General features: G+C 64.5%; 18 protein-coding genes. 8 read left to right on the top strand and 10 right to left on the bottom strand.

All coding sequences use genetic code 11. The features are described 5' to 3' along the window. Positions 1-33: 33 nt before the first annotated feature. The 8 genes from upp to AC0L20_RS28670 all read right to left on the bottom strand — a co-directional run bounded on the left by upp (position 34) and on the right by AC0L20_RS28670 (position 3,916). Positions 34-669 carry a uracil phosphoribosyltransferase gene (gene upp, locus AC0L20_RS28705; RefSeq protein WP_085351919.1) on the bottom strand — a complete coding sequence of 212 codons (636 nt, stop codon included), beginning with the start codon at positions 667-669 and terminating at the stop codon, positions 34-36. A 159-nt stretch (positions 670-828) separates the two neighbouring features. Beyond that, entirely contained in the window at positions 829-957 is a 129-nt protein-coding gene (locus AC0L20_RS28700; protein ID WP_473263600.1) for a hypothetical protein, read from the bottom strand. 90 nt (positions 958-1,047) lie between these two features. Further along, positions 1,048-1,434 carry a hypothetical protein gene (locus tag AC0L20_RS28695; protein WP_473294068.1) on the bottom strand — a complete coding sequence of 129 codons (387 nt, stop codon included), beginning with the start codon at positions 1,432-1,434 and terminating at the stop codon, positions 1,048-1,050. A gap of 17 nt (positions 1,435-1,451) precedes the next feature. After that, positions 1,452-1,643, bottom strand: a complete 192-nt coding sequence (locus AC0L20_RS28690) for a hypothetical protein (RefSeq protein WP_473263599.1) — start codon at positions 1,641-1,643, stop codon at positions 1,452-1,454. Between the two features lie 174 nt (positions 1,644-1,817). Then, positions 1,818-2,735: a 4-hydroxy-tetrahydrodipicolinate synthase gene (gene dapA, locus AC0L20_RS28685; protein ID WP_473294056.1), complete on the bottom strand. Its 918-nt coding sequence runs from the start codon at positions 2,733-2,735 to the stop codon at positions 1,818-1,820. A 24-nt stretch (positions 2,736-2,759) separates the two neighbouring features. Further along, complete coding sequence (locus AC0L20_RS28680) at positions 2,760-3,014, bottom strand: hypothetical protein (protein ID WP_473294055.1); 255 nt, start codon at positions 3,012-3,014, stop codon at positions 2,760-2,762. Positions 3,015-3,146: 132 nt separating this feature from the next. Then, positions 3,147-3,425 carry a hypothetical protein gene (locus tag AC0L20_RS28675; protein WP_473294054.1) on the bottom strand — a complete coding sequence of 93 codons (279 nt, stop codon included), beginning with the start codon at positions 3,423-3,425 and terminating at the stop codon, positions 3,147-3,149. A gap of 20 nt (positions 3,426-3,445) precedes the next feature. Next, positions 3,446-3,916, bottom strand: coding sequence for a hypothetical protein (locus AC0L20_RS28670; protein ID WP_473294053.1), 471 nt, complete (start codon positions 3,914-3,916; stop codon positions 3,446-3,448). A 340-nt stretch (positions 3,917-4,256) separates the two neighbouring features. Here AC0L20_RS28670 and AC0L20_RS28665 point away from each other — a divergent pair, with 340 nt between their 5' ends. From AC0L20_RS28665 to AC0L20_RS28635, 7 genes are all read left to right on the top strand, one after another. Then, a complete protein-coding gene (locus AC0L20_RS28665) occupies positions 4,257-4,424 on the top strand; it encodes a hypothetical protein (protein ID WP_473294052.1) in 168 nt (55 codons plus the stop codon). 11 nt (positions 4,425-4,435) lie between these two features. Further along, a complete protein-coding gene (locus tag AC0L20_RS28660; protein ID WP_007595755.1) occupies positions 4,436-4,525 on the top strand; it encodes a K(+)-transporting ATPase subunit F in 90 nt (29 codons plus the stop codon). Between the two features lie 111 nt (positions 4,526-4,636). Then, entirely contained in the window at positions 4,637-6,340 is a 1,704-nt protein-coding gene (gene kdpA, locus AC0L20_RS28655; protein WP_473294051.1) for a potassium-transporting ATPase subunit KdpA, read from the top strand. A 65-nt stretch (positions 6,341-6,405) separates the two neighbouring features. Next, entirely contained in the window at positions 6,406-8,520 is a 2,115-nt protein-coding gene (gene kdpB, locus AC0L20_RS28650; RefSeq protein ID WP_473294050.1) for a potassium-transporting ATPase subunit KdpB, read from the top strand. Between the two features lie 108 nt (positions 8,521-8,628). Further along, a complete protein-coding gene (locus tag AC0L20_RS28645) occupies positions 8,629-9,231 on the top strand; it encodes a K(+)-transporting ATPase subunit C (protein WP_473294049.1) in 603 nt (200 codons plus the stop codon). 37 nt (positions 9,232-9,268) lie between these two features. Next, a complete protein-coding gene (locus AC0L20_RS28640; protein ID WP_473294048.1) occupies positions 9,269-11,992 on the top strand; it encodes a DUF4118 domain-containing protein in 2,724 nt (907 codons plus the stop codon). Then, entirely contained in the window at positions 11,989-12,678 is a 690-nt protein-coding gene (locus AC0L20_RS28635; RefSeq protein ID WP_473294047.1) for a response regulator, read from the top strand. The genes AC0L20_RS28640 and AC0L20_RS28635 overlap by 4 nt, the downstream gene beginning before the upstream one ends. A gap of 223 nt (positions 12,679-12,901) precedes the next feature. On the opposite strand, the gene ku is transcribed toward AC0L20_RS28635, so the two are convergent. Continuing rightward, positions 12,902-13,786 (bottom strand): non-homologous end joining protein Ku, encoded by an 885-nt coding sequence (gene ku, locus AC0L20_RS28630; RefSeq protein ID WP_473294046.1) that lies wholly within the window; start codon positions 13,784-13,786, stop codon positions 12,902-12,904. 118 nt (positions 13,787-13,904) lie between these two features. Between ku and ligD the strand changes: the two genes are divergently transcribed. Continuing rightward, positions 13,905-16,595, top strand: a complete 2,691-nt coding sequence (gene ligD, locus AC0L20_RS28625) for a DNA ligase D (protein WP_473294044.1) — start codon at positions 13,905-13,907, stop codon at positions 16,593-16,595. 94 nt (positions 16,596-16,689) lie between these two features. On the opposite strand, the gene AC0L20_RS28620 is transcribed toward ligD, so the two are convergent. Beyond that, positions 16,690-16,854: a DUF3309 family protein gene (locus AC0L20_RS28620; protein WP_007595743.1), complete on the bottom strand. Its 165-nt coding sequence runs from the start codon at positions 16,852-16,854 to the stop codon at positions 16,690-16,692. Positions 16,855-16,960 lie beyond the last annotated feature (106 nt).

Raw genomic sequence — 16,960 nt, 5'->3', positions numbered from 1 at the left:
GGCAACCGGACTAACCCGACCGCGCGAACCTTTCTACTTGGTGCCGAACATCCGGTCGCCGGCGTCGCCCAGCCCCGGCACGATATAGCCGTGGTCGTTGAGCCGCTCGTCGATCGCGGCGGTCCAGACCGGCACGTCGGGATGCTCGCTCTGGAACTGCGCGATGCCTTCAGGCGCCGCCAGAAGGCAGACGAAGCGGATGTCGCGGGCGCCGCGCGCCTTCAGCAGCGAGGCGCCGGCGCAGGCCGAGTTGCCGGTCGCCAGCATAGGGTCCATCAGGATCACGGTGCGGTCCGACAGGTCCTGCGGCGCCTTGAAGTAATACTCCACCGCCTGCAACGTCTCAGGATCGCGGTAGAGCCCGATATGAGCGATGCGCGCCGAGGGCATCAGCGCCAGCATGCCATCGAGGAAGCCGACGCCGGCGCGCAGGATCGGCGCCAGCGTGAGCTTCTTGCCGGCGATCTTGGGCGCCCGCATCGGCGCAATCGGCGTCTCGATCTCGACCAGCTCCAGCGGCAGGTCGCGCGTCACCTCGTAGCCGAGCAGCATCCCGATCTCGTTCAGGATCTCGCGAAAGCTCTTGGTCGAGCGGTCCTTCTCCCGCATCAGGGAGAGCTTGTGCTGGACCAGGGGATGGGCGACGACGTTGACGTTGCTGATGCTCATGAAACCGATCTACACGGTTCCGTGAAATTTCGCCAGATCGGCCGGGTATTTTCCGCGGGATACGTGGCCTCAGGCGGGCATCGCGACCGCGCTGTGCGCCCGGCTGCTTGCCTCGTAGGCAGCCATGGTCAATTGGCGGTCGATCGCCGCGCGGAAATCCTAGACCCCGAGCCCGCGCGCGACGAGCGTGATCACGATCGTTAGGATCGCGCCCCAGACCAGACTCAACGTCATGGTCAGGATCGTCGTGGTGACCGCGTGCTCGAGATTTCCCTTGAGGAGGTGCACGTTACCTGTCCGGGGCAGGCGCAGCGCCGATGCGCGTGCCGAGCAGCAACGCACCCAGCAATGCGACCAGGATGGCGATCTTGAGCTCGATCACGGCCACAGCCTTGCCGCCACGCGCGCAAGAATCTGCCTGGCTCGCTGCGCCAGCACGATCAGGAAATTGCCGCGGTTCTCGACGTCGAGTTCGAAGGTGTCGGTGGGGAACACCAGGGCGCAGTGCGCCGGTGCGCTCTGACGGTTGGCAAAATCCACCGCCGAGCTCTTGAACAGGAACAGACCGCCGACACGTTCATTCGCTTCGCGCGCGACCCAGAGGCCGGCGCTGTTGCGCCCAATGAAGAAGGCGGGAATGGCGGTGCTGACGACATCCGGATCGAGCGGCCTGAGCGTTGCCGCCTGTTTGATGTGAGCTCCGCGACGGGAAGTCTGAAGGCTAATTGCGGCCATGGCGGCCTCTTCACACATCTGCAAGGTCATGATGGTCTCCATGCCGGTCAGACGTGCATGTGCCAGACATAGATTGCGGTCCTCAGTGCGATCAGCGCAGTGAGCACGCTACCCATCGAGAGCAGCGTGAGCGCGCCGAGGACGAGGCGCTTGAGCTGGGCTTTGCGCGCGGTCGAGATCCCCGACGGGCGATCGGCCTCACCGAAGGGCCGGTCAAGGCTATGTGTCAGCATCGACATCTTGAAAGTCCTTGTCTGTGGATCGGCTAGACGGCCGCTCCAATCTGCCTCTCATGATGACCACCGCAGCGTAAGATTGCGAGATGACCGCCGGGGCCGCCGCATAGGAATGTCATAAAGACGCCGGCGGTCGCACCTTGGCTGCATGCGATATCCGCAACGCTACGCGAGGCGTCAGGCCCCGACGCTGTCGGTCAGCTCCTCGTCGGCGAGCGCCGCGAAGGCGCGTACCACCTCCCGCTGCGCGGCCGCGTCCAGCGGCACGATCGGCAGCCTTGTGGCCGGCGACATCAGACCCAGCACGCTCAGTGCGCTCTTGAGCGCCGCCGGGCTGTCCTTGGCGAGGCAGGCGATGAGCGGGATCAGGCGCTTGTGCAGGTAGCGGGCGGATTGCAGGCGGCCTTGCCTGACCTGGGAAAAGATCGTTCGGCACAGACCCGGCGCGATGTTGGCGACCTCCGAGATCGCGCCGTCGCCGCCGCTTGCGATATAGCCTAAGGCGGTGACGTCGTCGCCGGAGAGCAGGCGAAAGCCTGATGGCAGCAGCCGGGCGAGGCGCATCGGGCGGGTGATGTCACCGCTTGCGTCGCGCAGGCCCACGAACTGACGGGATTCGACGAGGCGCAGAAGCGTCTCGTCGGCGAGTGGGCGCAGCGTACGGGAGGGAATGTCGTGCAGGATCAAGGACAAACCGGTCGCACCGGCAATGGCGCGGAAGTGCGCGAGCATCCCGTCCTGCATCGGCTTGTTGTAGGCCGGCACCACAGCCATCATGGCATCGGCGCCGGCGGCCTCGGCGCGGCGGGCAAGTTCGATGGCATGGCCGGTCGAATTCGACAGCGCGCCGGCGATGATCCGCACGCGGCCGCGAGCGACATCGACCGCGGTGCGAATCACGAGCTCCTGCTCGGCCGGCGAGAGCGTTGGTGCCTCGCCGGCGGTCTCGCAGACCACGATGGCGGGGACGCCCGCCGCGACTTGGCGCTCGCAGAGCGCTGCGAACGCCTTGAGATCGATGGCGTCAGCCGCGTCGAACGGCGTCGGCAGATCCGGAATGAAGCCGGTGAACCAGGCAGAGGGAGGAATGAACATGGCTTCCCGCGGAAAAGCGCCGGCTCAGGCGGCGCGCTGCGAGACGATGGTGTTAGGGTTCTTGCCCATGTCGAGCTCGATCTCGCGCGGCAGCTCGACGACGGTTTCCGGATGCTGTCCGTTCTCGAACAGCGCATATTTGACGGCCTGGGCGCGGCTGACGAACAGGCCGCCGTAGAGGCCATCCTGCTCCTGCGCGATCCACTGGCCGCGACTGTTCCTGCCAATGAAGACGATGGTGGAAGGCGCGCTGCACGAGGGAGGTTCGACGAGTTTCACGGATGTATTCCTTCTGAACAACGCCGGCGCGGGAGGCATGTCCCTGCCTGCGCGCTCAATATCCTGTCTTGCGAATATGATTTCGAGGGCGCCTGCGCGGCGATCTCATAGGAAGGTCATAAAGGCGGTCGCTCAGGCCACATCATTGGCGATGTGGACCAGCGCGAACAATGCGCCGAAGGCGACAGCTTCGTCCCAATGATTGAGGGCAGGGCTGAACAGCGGTTCGCGCCTGACGAGGCCGGCGAGCGCGCATAGGATGATCGACGTCCAGAGCAGGACGGCGAGGCTTCGGCCAAAACCGACGCTGCCGAATGCGGCAAAGACAACGAGCAGCACAACGCGAACGGCGAAGCGTGCGATCACGCGCGCCGGGCTCAGCGTGTGCGACATGTCGGGGGCTTGCGACACGGCGTGAATCCGTCAGGCCGCTAGCCGAAATTGTCGCAGGCGAGCGGTTCGTAAAGCGGATCCAGTGCAGGACGAACGGAGGGAACGCTCGGCCGCGACGCTTCCGCGGCGAGTGCCTGGACCTCGACGAACGCCGACAGCAGGGCGACCGCGAGGTCGCTATGGCATCCTTCGATCGCGGCGTCCAGCCAGTCCGGTAATTCGCGCTCCCGCGAGAGCGCGCAGTGCCATTCGCCCTCGTCATAGGCGAGGCGGCGGACCTGCCACATCGGCAGCTCGAGCTCCATCAATGCCAGCGCCGCATCGGCCCAGGCCTCGGCATCGATCAGGCGCATGATACGTGCCGTGCGCTCGCTTCGGCCGAGTGAAGGGAAGCGCCGGCAGGCCTTGTCGATGATCTCGAGCATCAACGGTTGCGTCATCACCTGCGCATTGCGCAAGCGGTCGCCAAGTGACGGGGGATCGTAATGTCGGAGAGCGGCGGTGGTCATGTCAGGCCTCCTGGAGGTGGCGTCGGTCAGTCGGCCGGCGTCTCCAAGATGGCCAAAGCGGCATTTGAAAACGAGATGGGGAAGGGGCGGCAGATATAGGGATTTCATAAGTGTGGGATGGGGCGGTGGCACGCCATTCTCCGCCGTCGTCCCGGCCCCGTGCGCAATTGCGAACTAGGCCGGGACGACGATGTGATGTGCCTCGCGAGCGTTGTCCGACCACGCCGTCAGCCCCGGCCTTTTATGAGATTCCTATAACTTCACCATGGCCCTCGTCTCGAAAACCTATGCCCGTGGTGGCACTTCAGCACGGTCAAAAGTCCTGGTTGGCGTTGTGGAAATGGACTGCGCTTCCTCCCACTCACTCACCAGGTCTCCCGAGAAATGTTGCACCGAAGCCAAGGGCGCAACGAGGAGTATCTCCATGATGGACATTCTGATGCTGGCGCTGGGCTTCGGCTTCTTCGCCCTTGCGATCGGCTACACCTACGCCTGCGAACGGCTCTGAGGGAGCGGACCATGATCTTCGATTATTCGCTCGCCGGCGTCGTCTCGCTCGGCCTCCTGTTCTACCTCACTTACGCGCTGCTGCGGCCCGAGCGATTCTGACCGTGCTCCTGCTTCTCAAACTGCTGCTGGCGGACGCCGCGCTCGTCGCCTGCCTGCTTGCACTGCTCCTGCCGCTCCTGCGCAGGGCACAAGTCCTAAAGGGTTAAATCCATGACCGTGATCGGTTGGCTCCAGATCATTCTCTTTTGCGTCATTATCGTCGCGCTCGCAAAACCGCTCGGCTGGTACATGACGCGCGTGTTCAACGGCGAGCGAACCTTCCTGTCGCCGGTGCTGCGTCCGATCGAGGCCGGCATCTACTGGTTCTCCGGCGTCGACGAGAAGCGCGAGCAGCATTGGCTGACCTATACGGTCGCCATGCTGTTGTTCCACGTCGGCGGCTTCCTCATCATCTACGGCGTGATGCGGCTTCAGGATGTATTGCCGTTCAATCCAGCCGGGCAGTCGGCGGTCGCCGCCGACTTGTCCTTTAACACCGCGATCTCCTTCATCACCAACACCAACTGGCAGAACTACGGCGGCGAGAGCACGATCTCCTATCTCGTGCAGATGCTCGGCCTGACGCACCAGAACTTCCTGTCCGCGGCGACCGGCATCGCGCTCGCGGTGGCGCTGATCCGCGGCTTCTCGCGCGCGTCGGCGCGCACCGTCGGGAATTTCTGGGTCGATGTCACCCGCTGCACATTGTACGTTCTGCTGCCGATCTGCATCGTGTACACGCTGTTTCTCGTCTCGCAAGGCATACCGCAGACGCTCGGTGACTATGTCGAGGCCACCACGCTCGAGGGTGCCAAGCAGACCATCGCGGTCGGTCCGGTCGCCTCGCAGGTCGCGATCAAGATGCTCGGCACCAACGGCGGCGGCTTCTTCAACGCCAACGCGGCGCATCCGTTCGAGAATCCGACTGCGCTGTCGAACTTCATTCAGATGTTGTCGATCTTCGCACTTGGAGCGGCGCTCACAAACGTGTTCGGCCGCATGGTCGGCAACCAGCGCCAGGGCTGGGCAATCTTGTCCGTGATGGGTGTGCTGTTCGTCGCCGGTGTCGCCGTCACCTACTGGGCCGAAGCCAGCGGCACCTCGACCCTGCATGCACTCGGCCTGACCGGCGGCAACATGGAAGGCAAGGAGGTTCGCTTCGGCATCGTCGCGTCCTCCCTGTTCGCCGTGATCACGACGGCCGCCTCCTGCGGCGCCGTCAACGCCATGCATGACAGCTTCACCGCGCTCGGCGGCATGATTCCGCTGATCAACATCGAGCTCGGCGAAATCATCGTCGGCGGCGTCGGCGCCGGCATGTACGGCATGCTGCTGTTCGTCATCCTCGCGATCTTCGTGGCGGGCCTGATGGTCGGTCGCACGCCGGAATATGTCGGCAAGAAGATCGAAGCGCGCGAGGTCAAGATGGCAATGCTGGCCATCCTGGTGCTGCCGCTGATGATCCTCGGCTGGACGGCCGTCGGCGTGGTCTATCCGGCGGCGGTCGCCTCGATGGCGAATGCCGGGCCACATGGCTTCACCGAGGTGCTCTACGCCTTCACCTCGGCGACCGGCAACAACGGCTCGGCCTTCGCGGGCCTCACCGGCAACACCTTCTTCTACAATGTCACGCTTGCAAGCGCGATGTTCGTCGGCCGCTTCTTCATGATCATCCCGGCGATGGCGATTGCGGGGTCGCTCGCCGCCAAGAAATCGATTCCGCAGTCCGCGGGCACCCTCCCGACCACGGGCGGGCTGTTCGTCGGCCTGGTCGTCGGCGTGATCCTGATCATCGGCGGCCTCACCTTCTTCCCGGCGCTCGCCCTCGGCCCGATCGTCGAGCATCTCGCGATGAACGCCGGCCAAATCTTCTGACCAGCAAGTGTTCTGAACAACTAGTGTTCTGATCGACCGCCTTCTGATTGTTTGGAGTGACCTCCATGGATACCATGAAACTGCAAAAACGCGCGTCCGTCTCGGCGATGCTCGATCCCAAGATCGTCGTGCCTGCGATCCGCGCGTCCTTCATCAAGCTCGATCCGCGCTTGATGATCAAGAATCCAGTGATGTTCGTGGTCGAGATCGTGGCTGCGCTCACCACCGTGATCTTCCTGCGCGACCTCGTCACAGGCGGCGCGAATCTCGGCTTTACCTTCCAGATCATCGTCTGGCTCTGGTTCACGGTGCTGTTTGCCAATCTTGCCGAAGCCGTGGCCGAAGGCCGCGGCAAGGCACAAGCGGAATCGCTGCGCAAGACCCGCACCGAGAGCCAGGCCAAGCTGCTGACCGGCGCCGGCCTGGCCTTCAATCTCGTGCCGGGCACCGGCCTCAAGGTTGGTGACATTGTGCTGGTCGAGGCCGGCGATACCATTCCCTCCGATGGCGAGGTGATCGAGGGCGTCGCATCCGTCAACGAGGCCGCCATCACCGGCGAGTCCGCACCCGTGATCCGCGAATCCGGCGGCGACCGTTCGGCGGTGACCGGCGGCACCCAGGTGCTGTCCGACTGGATCCGCGTGCGGATCACGGCAGCTCAAGGCTCGACCTTCATCGACCGCATGATCAAACTGGTCGAGGGCGCCGAGCGGGCGAAGACGCCGAACGAGATCGCGCTCAACATCCTGCTGGCCGGCCTCACCATCATCTTCGTGTTCGCCACCGTCACCATCCCGAGCTATGCGGCCTATGCCGGCGGCTCGATCTCGGTGGTTGTGCTGGTCGCGCTGTTCGTGACGCTGATCCCGACCACGATTGGCGCACTGCTGTCGGCGATCGGCATCGCCGGCATGGACCGTCTGGTCCGCTTCAACGTGCTGGCGATGTCTGGCCGTGCCGTCGAGGCCGCGGGAGACGTCGATACGCTGCTGCTCGACAAGACCGGAACGATCACGCTCGGCAACCGCCAGGCGACCTCCTTCCGCCCGGTGCGCGGGGTCACCGAGCAGGAGCTCGCGGACGCGGCCCAGCTCGCCTCGCTCGCCGACGAGACTCCGGAGGGCCGTTCGATCGTGGTGCTGGCCAAGGACAAATACGGCATCCGTGGTCGCGACATGGCCGAGTTGGGAGCTACCTTCATCCCATTCACCGCGCAGACCCGCATGAGCGGCGTCGATGCCGGCGGCTCGTCGGTGCGCAAGGGCGCGGTCGATGCGATCCTCAATTATGTCGGCGGCGGTGCGCCGCTGGTGGTCGCTTCCGGCAACACGGCTCGTTCCATCCAGCCCGCCGGGCTCTCGGACATCGGCCGCGAGATCCAGACCATTGCCGACGACATATCGAAGGCCGGCGGCACGCCGCTGGCGGTCGCCAGGGACGGCAAGCTGCTCGGCGTCATCCAGCTCAAGGACATCGTCAAGGGCGGCATCCGCGAGCGTTTTGCCGAGCTGCGGCGCATGGGTATCCGCACCGTCATGATTACTGGCGACAATCCGATGACGGCCGCGGCGATCGCAGCGGAAGCCGGCGTCGACGACTTCCTGGCGCAGGCAACTCCCGAGGACAAGCTCAAGCTGATCCGCGACGAGCAGGCCAAGGGCAAGCTGGTAGCCATGTGCGGCGACGGCACCAACGACGCGCCAGCGCTGGCGCAGGCAGACGTCGGTGTCGCCATGAACACCGGCACGCAGGCGGCTCGCGAGGCCGGCAACATGGTCGACCTCGACTCCAACCCGACCAAGCTGATCGAGGTGGTCGAGATTGGCAAGCAGCTCCTGATGACGCGCGGCGCGCTGACCACATTCTCGATCGCCAACGACGTCGCGAAATATTTCGCGATCATCCCGGCGATGTTCCTGGCGTTCTACCCCCAGCTCAACGTGCTCAACATCATGAACCTGTCGAGCCCGCAGAGCGCCATCCTGTCGGCGATCATCTTCAACGCGCTTGTTATCATCGCGCTGATCCCGCTGGCGCTGAAGGGCGTCGCCTATCGCGCGGTCGGGGCCGGCGCACTGCTCCGGCGCAACCTGCTGATCTACGGCCTCGGCGGCATCGTCATTCCCTTCATCGGCATCAAGGCGATCGACCTCGTCGTCGTTGCCTTGCACCTGGCCTGACCCCGTCATTGCGAGGAGCGAAGCGACGAAGCAATCCAGACTGCCTCCGCGGAAAGACCCTGGATTGCTTCGCTTCGCTCGCAATGACGAAATAACTGGAGACCTAACATGCTCAGAGAAATCCGCCCCGCCATCGTCCTGCTGCTGGTGCTCACCGCCATCACCGGACTTGCCTATCCGCTCGCGATGACCGCTATTGCCGGCGCGATCTTCCCGGCGCAGGCGCAGGGCAGCCTGATCGAGAAGGACGGCAAGGTGGTCGGCTCCGCCCTGATCGGGCAGGAGTTCAAGGACGACAAATATTTCCACGGCCGTCCCTCGGCGACGGTGGCGCCCGATCCGAACGATTCGACCAAGACGGTATCGATGCCCTACAACGCCGCCAATTCGGGCGGCTCCAATCTCGGCCCGACCAGCAAGGCGCTGGCGGACCGGCTGAAGGAAGACGTGGACAAGCTCAGGGGCGAGAACCCGAATGCCGCCGTGCCGGTCGACCTCGTGACGACGTCGGCCAGCGGCCTCGATCCGGATATCTCGCCGGAAGCGGCGGAATTCCAGGTGCCGCGCGTCGCGAAGGCGCGAAACGTGCCGGTGGATCAGGTCAAGCAAATGGTGGCTTCCAACATCGAGGGCCGCCTGCTCGGCCTGATCGGCGAGCCCCGGGTCAACGTGCTGGCTCTGAACCTCGCGCTCGATCGTGCCACGAAGTAGTCTAGGCTAGGTCCGCGCCGATGATTATATTGATCTGATGGTCCGAGAGCGCCGCGATCCCGAACAACGTCCTTCGCCCGAGGCGCTGCTGGAGGCCGCGCGCCGGGAGGAGGGCGTGAGCGGCAAGCTGAAAATCTTCGTCGGCGCCGCTCCCGGCGTCGGCAAGACCTACGAGATGCTGCAAAGCGCCCACGCCAAGCGCAAGGCCGGCATCGACGTCGTGGTCGGCTTCGTCGAGACCCATGGCCGCGCCGAGACCGAGGCGCTGGTGCGCGGGCTGGAAGTGATCCCGCGCAAGAAGCTCGATTACCGCGGCCAGGTTGTCGAGGAGATGGACCTCGACGCCGTGATCGCGCGCCGGCCGAAAATCGCGCTGGTCGACGAGCTCGCCCACACCAATGCTCCCCTTTGCCGCCATCCGAAACGCTATCTCGATGTCGAGGAGCTGCTGTCCCACGGCATCGACGTCTATACCGCCGTCAATATCCAGCACATCGAGAGCCTGAACGACGTCGTCGCGCAGATCACCCATGTTCGGGTGCGGGAGACCGTGCCGGATTCGGTGTTCGACCGCGCAGACGCCATCGAGCTGATCGACCTCACGCCCGACGACCTGATCCAGCGGCTGAAAGAGGGCAAGGTCTATGTCCCCAGGCAGGCCGAGCGGGCGCTGGAGCATTATTTCTCGCCGGGCAACCTGACCGCGCTGCGCGAACTCGCGCTGCGGCGCACGGCCGAACGGGTCGACGAGCAGCTGCTCACCCACATGCAGGCGAACGCGATCGCCGGTCCCTGGGCCGCAGGCGAGCGCATCCTCGTCTGCGTCAGCGAAGATCCGCGCGCGGCCAGTCTCGTGCGCTACACCAAGCGGCTGGCCGACCGGCTGCACGCGCCGTTCATCGCGGTCTCGATCGAGACGCGGCGATTCCTGCAAATGTCAGATGAGGAGCGCGACCGGCTGGCCGATACGCTGCGGCTCGCGGAATCGCTTGGCGGGGAGGCGCTGACGATCCCGGGCGTCGGCCGCCGCCTCGCCGACGACGTCGTCAACTTCGCGCAGGGCAACAACGTCACCCAGATCGTGATCGGCAAGTCGACGCGCTCGCTCTGGTTCGAGATGACGCGCGGCTCCGTCGTGCACGATCTGGTGCGCCGCGCTGGCAATATCAGCGTGCATGTCATTCCTGGCGACGAACTCACGAGCGAGCCGGCGCCGAAGACAGCGGTGCAGACCGCAACGCGATCGGACCCGCTCGATGCGCGGCCCTATCTGAAGGCACTCGGGATCACCGCGCTTGGCCTCGCTGCCGCCGTGGCGATCAAGCCGTATTTCGGCATCGAGAACGTCGACCTGATGTTTCTGACCGCCGTGGTGACGGTTGCCGTGCGCTATGGATTGTGGCCGTCGCTGCTTGCGAGTCTCGCGGCATCGCTCGCCTACAATTTCTTCTTCCTGCCGCCGGTCTATACCTTCACCATCACCGATCCGACCAATGTCGCGGCATTCTTTTTCTTCATGCTGATTGCGTTCGTGGTGTCGAACGTCGCGGGACGGGTCCGAACCCAGGCCGATGCTGCAATCGGCCGCATCCGAACCACCGAGCAGCTCTATGCTTTCAGCCGCAAGCTCGCCGGCACAGGCACGCTCGACGACGTGCTGTGGGCGACCGCCTACCAGATTGCGCTGATGCTGAAAGTCCGCGTGGTGCTGCTGTTGCCGGACGAAGGTCTGCTCACGGTGAAGTCGGGCTATCCCCCCGAGGACGATCTCGATCAGGCCGACCTTGCCGCTGCCAACTGGGCCTGGAGCAATGACCGGCCTGCAGGCCGCGGCTCGGATACGCTGCCGGGTGCAAAACGGCTGTTCCTGCCGATGCGCACCGGGCGCGGCCCGATTGGCGTCATCGGCATCGACAACGACCGCACCGGTCCCTTGCTGACGCCGGACCAGCGCCGGCTGCTCGACGCGCTGGTTGACCAGGGCGCGCTGGCGATCGAGCGCGTGCTGCTGGTCGAGGACGTCGATCGCGTCAAGCGCTCCGTCGAATCCGAGCGGCTGCGTTCCGCATTGTTGACGTCGATTTCACACGACCTGAAGACGCCGCTCGCATCCGTGCTGGGTGCGGCCTCGACCATGCGCGATCTCGCCAGCGCGCTCTCCGACACCGAGAAGCGCGACCTGCTCGCCACCGTGATCGACGAATCCGAACGGCTCAACCGCTTCATTGCCAATCTGCTCGACATGACCAAGCTCGAATCCGGCGCCATCGTGCCCAACGCTGCGTTGCACGATCTCGGAGAGATCGTCGGCAGCGCGCTCCGGCGGGCAGCCAAGATCCTCACCGCCCACAAGGTGGAGCTGGAGTTGGCCGCAGACCTTCCCATGCTCCAGCTCGATGCGGTGCTGTTCGAGCAGGTGCTGTTCAACCTGCTCGACAACGCCGCCAAATATTCGCCGCCGCACGCGACGGTCTCTATCCGCAGCCGCCGCGACAGCGATCATGTGGTGCTCCAGATTGCCGACGAGGGCGATGGCATTCCGTCCGAGGAGCTCGAGAGCGTGTTCGACAAGTTTTATCGCGCGCAGAAGGGCGACCATGTCCGTCCCGGCACCGGGCTCGGGCTCGCCATCTCCCGCGGCTTCGTCGAGGCGATGCGTGGCACGATCTCGGCCGCGAACCGCAGCGACCGGCGCGGCGCGGTTCTGACCATCCGTCTGCCCATTCCGGCCCGGACGCACGCATTGGATACCGCCGCATGAGCGCTGCCCCGATCAAGGTGCTGGTCATCGACGACGAGCCGCCGATCCGAAAGTTGCTGCGGATGGGGCTCTCGACGCAAGGCTATGAGATCCTGGAGGCGTCGAACGGCAAGACCGCGCTGGAGAAGCTCAGCGAGGATCCCGCGCTGATCATCCTCGATCTCGGCCTGCCCGATATCCAGGGCCATGAGTTGTTGCGTACCATCCGCGCCCGCAACGAAGCTGTGCCGATCGTGGTGCTGTCGAGCCGTGGCGACGAGGCCGGCAAGGTGGAGGCGCTCGATCTCGGGGCCGACGATTACCTGACAAAGCCGTTCGGCATGGACGAGCTGCTGGCGCGCCTGCGCGCCGCGCTGCGGCACCAGCTTCAGATCCAGGGCGAACGGCCGGTGTTTCGTGCCGGCGATCTTTCGGTCGATCTGGTGCGCCGGATCGTCAAGGTCGGAGAGCGCGACGTCAAACTGTCGCCGAAGGAATATGACCTCCTGCGTGTGCTGGTGCAGCACGCCGGCAAGGTGCTCACTCACCGCTTTCTGCTGAGGGAGCTCTGGGACGAATTGACCGACGCGCAATATCTACGTGTCTATGTCCGCCAGCTCCGGCAGAAGATCGAATCCGATCCGGAGCGGCCGCAATACGTGCTGACGGAGACGGGGATCGGCTATCGGCTGAAGGCGGGGGATTAGGCTGACCACGTGCGACGATCCGTCATGGCTGGGCTTGTCGCGGCCATCCACGTCCTCACGCCGCATCGAGAACGTGGATGCCCGGGACAAGCCCGGGCATGGCGACCGAAATGGCGGCGCAAGCCTACATCAACATCGTCATTGCGAGCGCAGCGAAGCAATCCAGACTGCCTCCGCGGAAACATACTGGATTGCTTCGCTGCGCTCGCAATGACGGATTAAGTCAACCCGCTTTCCTCTGCCGCGCTGTCGACCGGTGCGTCTTCTTCGCGGCGCGCGTTCGCCCCGATGCCCGGCGCGCATGGGACTTCGCCGCCGTCTTCTTCCCGCCGCGCCCCTTCAAGCTCTGCTTCAGCGCATCCATCAGGCTGACGACATTGCTCGGCTTCTCCTCGGGCTCCGGCAGTTCGATTGTCTTGCCGCTGGCCTTGCGCCTCACCAGGGCCTTCAGCGCGTTCTCGTAGTCGTCCTTGAACTTGCTGGGATCGAAATGGGAGGCCTTGGTCTGGAGGATATGGCCGGCGAGCTCCACCATGTCCTTGGTGATCTTCGGGCTCTTGATGTCGTCGAAGAACTGGTCCTCGTCGCGCAGTTCGTAGGGGAAACGCAGCGTGGTGCCGAGCAGGCCCTTGCCGAGCGGCTCGATCGCGATGATGTGCTCGCGGTTGGTGAGCACGATCTTGGCGAGCGCGACGCGATCCTGATCCTTCATGGCGTCGCGGATCACGGCAAAAGCATCGACCGCCGCCTTGCCGTCGGGCGCGATATAGTAGGGATGGTTGAGGTAGCGCTGGTCGATCTCGTCGCTCGGCACAAAACTCTCGATGTCGATGGTGTGGTTGCTCTCGATCTGGACCGCTTCGAGCTCCTCCGGCTCGATCTCGACATATTTGCCCTTGCGCAGCTCGTAGCCGCGTCCCTTCTGGTCGCTTTCGACGACGTCGCCGGTCTCGGCGTCGATCATCTGCTGCTTCAATCGGTTGCCGGTCTCGCGGTTGATCATGTGAAACCGCGTCTTCTCGGCCGCGGTGGTCGCCGGATAAAGCACAACGGGGCAACTGACCAGCGAGAGCTTCAACGTTCCCTTCCAATAGGCGCGCGGTGCCATTCCGTTCTCCAGCGTCTGCGAGTCATTTTGGAACCCCAACCGTCCCGCGGGGTTTTGGTTCCGGGTGGGATGCGGGCCGTGATAGGCTTCCACGCCGAAAGAGAATCCGGGACCAGTCGTGCTGCAAAAGCTCTCCAAGTATCGACAGAAACGTGATTTCGAGAAAACGCCCGAGCCGTCGGGCAAAACCGCGGTGGCGCCGTCGAAGCAGCGCCGCTTCGTGATCCAGAAGCATGACGCCTCGCGGCTGCACTACGATCTGCGGCTCGAGTTCGACGGCGTGTTCAAGTCCTGGGCGGTGACGAAAGGGCCCTCGCTCGATCCGCACGACAAGCGGCTGGCCGTCGAGGTCGAGGACCATCCGCTCGACTATGGCGACTTCGAGGGCACGATTCCGGAAGGCCAGTACGGTGGCGGCACGGTCATGCTGTGGGACCGCGGCACCTGGGAATCCGAAGATCCCGAACGCGGCTTCAAGAAGGGCGATCTGAAGTTCACCCTGCATGGCGAGAAGCTGCACGGCAGCTGGGTCCTGGTGCGCATGCGCAACGACCGCACCGGCGGCAAACGGACCAATTGGCTCCTGATCAAGCACCGCGACGAATATGTCCGCGAGGGCGCAGGCAACGACATTCTCGAGGAGGACAAATCGGTCGCCTCAGGGCGCGCGATGGAGCAGATCGCCGGAGGCAAGGGGCGCGCGCCAAAGCCGTTCATGCTGGCGAAGGGCACCAAGGCCAAGGCCGATGCGGTCTGGCAGTCTAACCGGACGGATGAGGCGAAAGGGCACACGGTCAAGCCGTCGCCGCGCGCGGCGTTGAAGACCGGCAAAACGGCAAAGAAGAAAGCGACGACGGCCACGACCGCGAAGAAGGCGGCGGAGATGCCGGATTTCGTGGCGCCGCAGCTCTGCACGTCCGTCGAGCGCCCGCCGGGCGGCGATGGCTGGTGCCACGAGATCAAGTTCGACGGCTATCGCGTGCAGCTGCGGGTCGAGGGCGGCAAGGCGACGTTGAAGACGCGCAAAGGCCTCGACTGGACCGAAAAATTCGCAAGCATCGCGAAGGAAGCGGGCGCGTTGCCGGATATGATGATCGACGGCGAGATCGTCGCGCTCGACCACAACGGCGCACCGAACTTTTCGTCGCTCCAGGCCGCGCTGTCGGACGGCAAGACCGACGAGCTCATCTTCTTCGCCTTCGACCTCCTGTTCGTCGAAGGCCTCGATTTGCGTCGGCTACCGCTCGGCGAGCGCAAGGCGCGGTTGAAGGAGCTGCTGGAGGCGCGCAAGCGCAAATCGAGCCAGATCCGCTATGTCGAGCATTTCGAAAGCGGCGGCGACGCCGTGCTGCAATCGGCCTGCAAGCTCGAGCTCGAGGGCGTGGTGTCGAAGAAGCTGGACGCGCCTTATCGTTCGGGGCGGACGGAAAGCTGGACCAAGGCCAAATGCCGCGCTGGCCATGAGGTCGTGATCGGCGGCTACAAGACAACCAACGGCAAATTCCGCTCGCTGATGGCCGGCGTGCACCGTGGCGATCATCTCGCCTTCGTCGGCATGGTCGGCACCGGCTTCGGCGCCGACAAGGTCAAGCGCATCATGCCATCCTTGAAGGCCTTGGAGGCAAAGCAAAGTCCGTTCGGCGGCAAGAATGCACCGAAGAAAGCGCGGGAGGTGCACTGGCTGAAACCGGAGCTCGTGGCGGAGATCGAGTTCGCCGGCTTCACCGCCGACGGCAATATCCGCCAGGCCGCCTTCAAGGGGCTGCGGCAGGACAAGCCGGCGGAGGAGGTCGAGGCGGAGACGCCGGTGGATACCGAGCTTGCCGAGCCCTCGACGAAGCGGCGCGCCAGGCCGCGCGCGCAAGCGAAGACTGGCGCACGAACGGCCCAGGCTGGCGGCAGTGCCGAAGTGATGGGAGTTGTCATCTCCAAGCCGGACAAGGAGCTCTGGCCGGACGACGGCAATGGCGATCCCGTCACCAAGCTGGATCTCGCGCGCTACCTCGAAGCCGTCGGCGAATGGATGATCGTGCACCTCAAGGGCCGGCCGTGCTCCCTGATCCGTGCCCCCGACGGCATCAAGGGCGAATGCTTCTTCCAGCGCCACGCCATGCAGGGCACGTCGAACCTGCTGGAGCTCGCGCGGGTCTCCGGCGACCGCAAGCCCTATTTGCAGATCGACCGCATCGAGGGGCTCGCGGCCGTGGCGCAGATCGGCGGCGTCGAGCTGCATCCCTGGAATTGCGCGCCTTACGCCTACGATACCCCGGGCCGGCTGGTGTTCGATCTCGATCCCGCGCCCGACGTCGTCTTCGCCGAAGTCGTCGAGGCCGCCAAGGAGATGCGGCAGCGGCTGTCCGAGATCGGCATGGAAAGCTTCTGCAAGACCACCGGCGGCAAGGGCCTGCACGTCGTGGTGCCCTTGCGTCATGGCGCGCGCGATCAGGTGAGCTGGAAGGAGGCCAAGGCCTTCGCACAAGGCGTTTGCCAGTGGATGGCGGATGACGATCCGGAGCGCTATCTGCTCAACATGTCGAAGAAGCTGCGAACGGGAAAGATCTTCCTGGACTATTTGCGCAACGACCGCATGTCGACGGCGGTGGCCCCTCTGTCGCCGCGTGCGCGCGCCGGCGCCACTGTGTCGATGCCGCTCACCTGGGCGCAGGTGAAGACCGATCTCGATCCGAAGCGGTATACATTGCGCACGGTGCCGGCGCTGCTGCCGCGGTCGAAGGCGTGGGATGGTTATGACGATGCGGCCGTGTCGATCAAGGCGGCGATCAAGAAGCTCGCGACGAAAAAGAAGTAGGGTGGGTTAGCGAAGCGTAACTCACCACTTCTGTTGACGCGGAAAGAAAAGAGGTGGGTTACGCCTTGCGGCTAACCCACCCTACCGAACCCAGCTAGATCCGTCCCAGCAGCAACAGGATCAGCAAGATCACGATGACGAGCCCGAGACCGCCGCCGCCGTAATAGCCGGTGCCGTAGAACGGGCCGCCGCCGATGCCGCTGAAGCCGCCGAGCAGCGCGATGACCAAAATGATCAGAATGATCGTACCGATAGACATGCCAAATCTCCTCCGGCCCTTCGTTTGAAGGGTCTCTTGCAACCTGTCCCGTGGTGCGAGGGCAACTTGCCGCAGGTTTTAAAGTTCCCCCAATGAAACACCGGTT

The organism is Bradyrhizobium sp. Kon58 (assembly GCF_055807455.1).
This window is presented reverse-complemented; position numbering and strand designations above follow the sequence as displayed.

Excerpts from the sequence above, each read along its gene's own strand:
- upp (WP_085351919.1), bottom strand. The coding sequence starts at position 669 with ATGAGCATCAGCAACGTCAACGTCGTCGCCCATCCCCTGGTCCAGCAC.
- AC0L20_RS28695 (WP_473294068.1), bottom strand. The coding sequence starts at position 1,434 with ATGACCTTGCAGATGTGTGAAGAGGCCGCCATGGCCGCAATTAGCCTT.
- AC0L20_RS28690 (WP_473263599.1), bottom strand. The coding sequence starts at position 1,643 with ATGTCGATGCTGACACATAGCCTTGACCGGCCCTTCGGTGAGGCCGAT.
- dapA (WP_473294056.1), bottom strand. The coding sequence starts at position 2,735 with ATGTTCATTCCTCCCTCTGCCTGGTTCACCGGCTTCATTCCGGATCTG.
- AC0L20_RS28670 (WP_473294053.1), bottom strand. The coding sequence starts at position 3,916 with ATGACCACCGCCGCTCTCCGACATTACGATCCCCCGTCACTTGGCGAC.
- AC0L20_RS28665 (WP_473294052.1), top strand. The coding sequence starts at position 4,257 with ATGGACTGCGCTTCCTCCCACTCACTCACCAGGTCTCCCGAGAAATGT.
- AC0L20_RS28660 (WP_007595755.1), top strand. The coding sequence starts at position 4,436 with ATGATCTTCGATTATTCGCTCGCCGGCGTCGTCTCGCTCGGCCTCCTG.
- kdpA (WP_473294051.1), top strand. The coding sequence starts at position 4,637 with ATGACCGTGATCGGTTGGCTCCAGATCATTCTCTTTTGCGTCATTATC.
- kdpB (WP_473294050.1), top strand. The coding sequence starts at position 6,406 with ATGGATACCATGAAACTGCAAAAACGCGCGTCCGTCTCGGCGATGCTC.
- AC0L20_RS28645 (WP_473294049.1), top strand. The coding sequence starts at position 8,629 with ATGCTCAGAGAAATCCGCCCCGCCATCGTCCTGCTGCTGGTGCTCACC.
- AC0L20_RS28640 (WP_473294048.1), top strand. The coding sequence starts at position 9,269 with ATGGTCCGAGAGCGCCGCGATCCCGAACAACGTCCTTCGCCCGAGGCG.
- AC0L20_RS28635 (WP_473294047.1), top strand. The coding sequence starts at position 11,989 with ATGAGCGCTGCCCCGATCAAGGTGCTGGTCATCGACGACGAGCCGCCG.
- ku (WP_473294046.1), bottom strand. The coding sequence starts at position 13,786 with ATGGCACCGCGCGCCTATTGGAAGGGAACGTTGAAGCTCTCGCTGGTC.
- AC0L20_RS28620 (WP_007595743.1), bottom strand. The coding sequence starts at position 16,854 with ATGTCTATCGGTACGATCATTCTGATCATTTTGGTCATCGCGCTGCTC.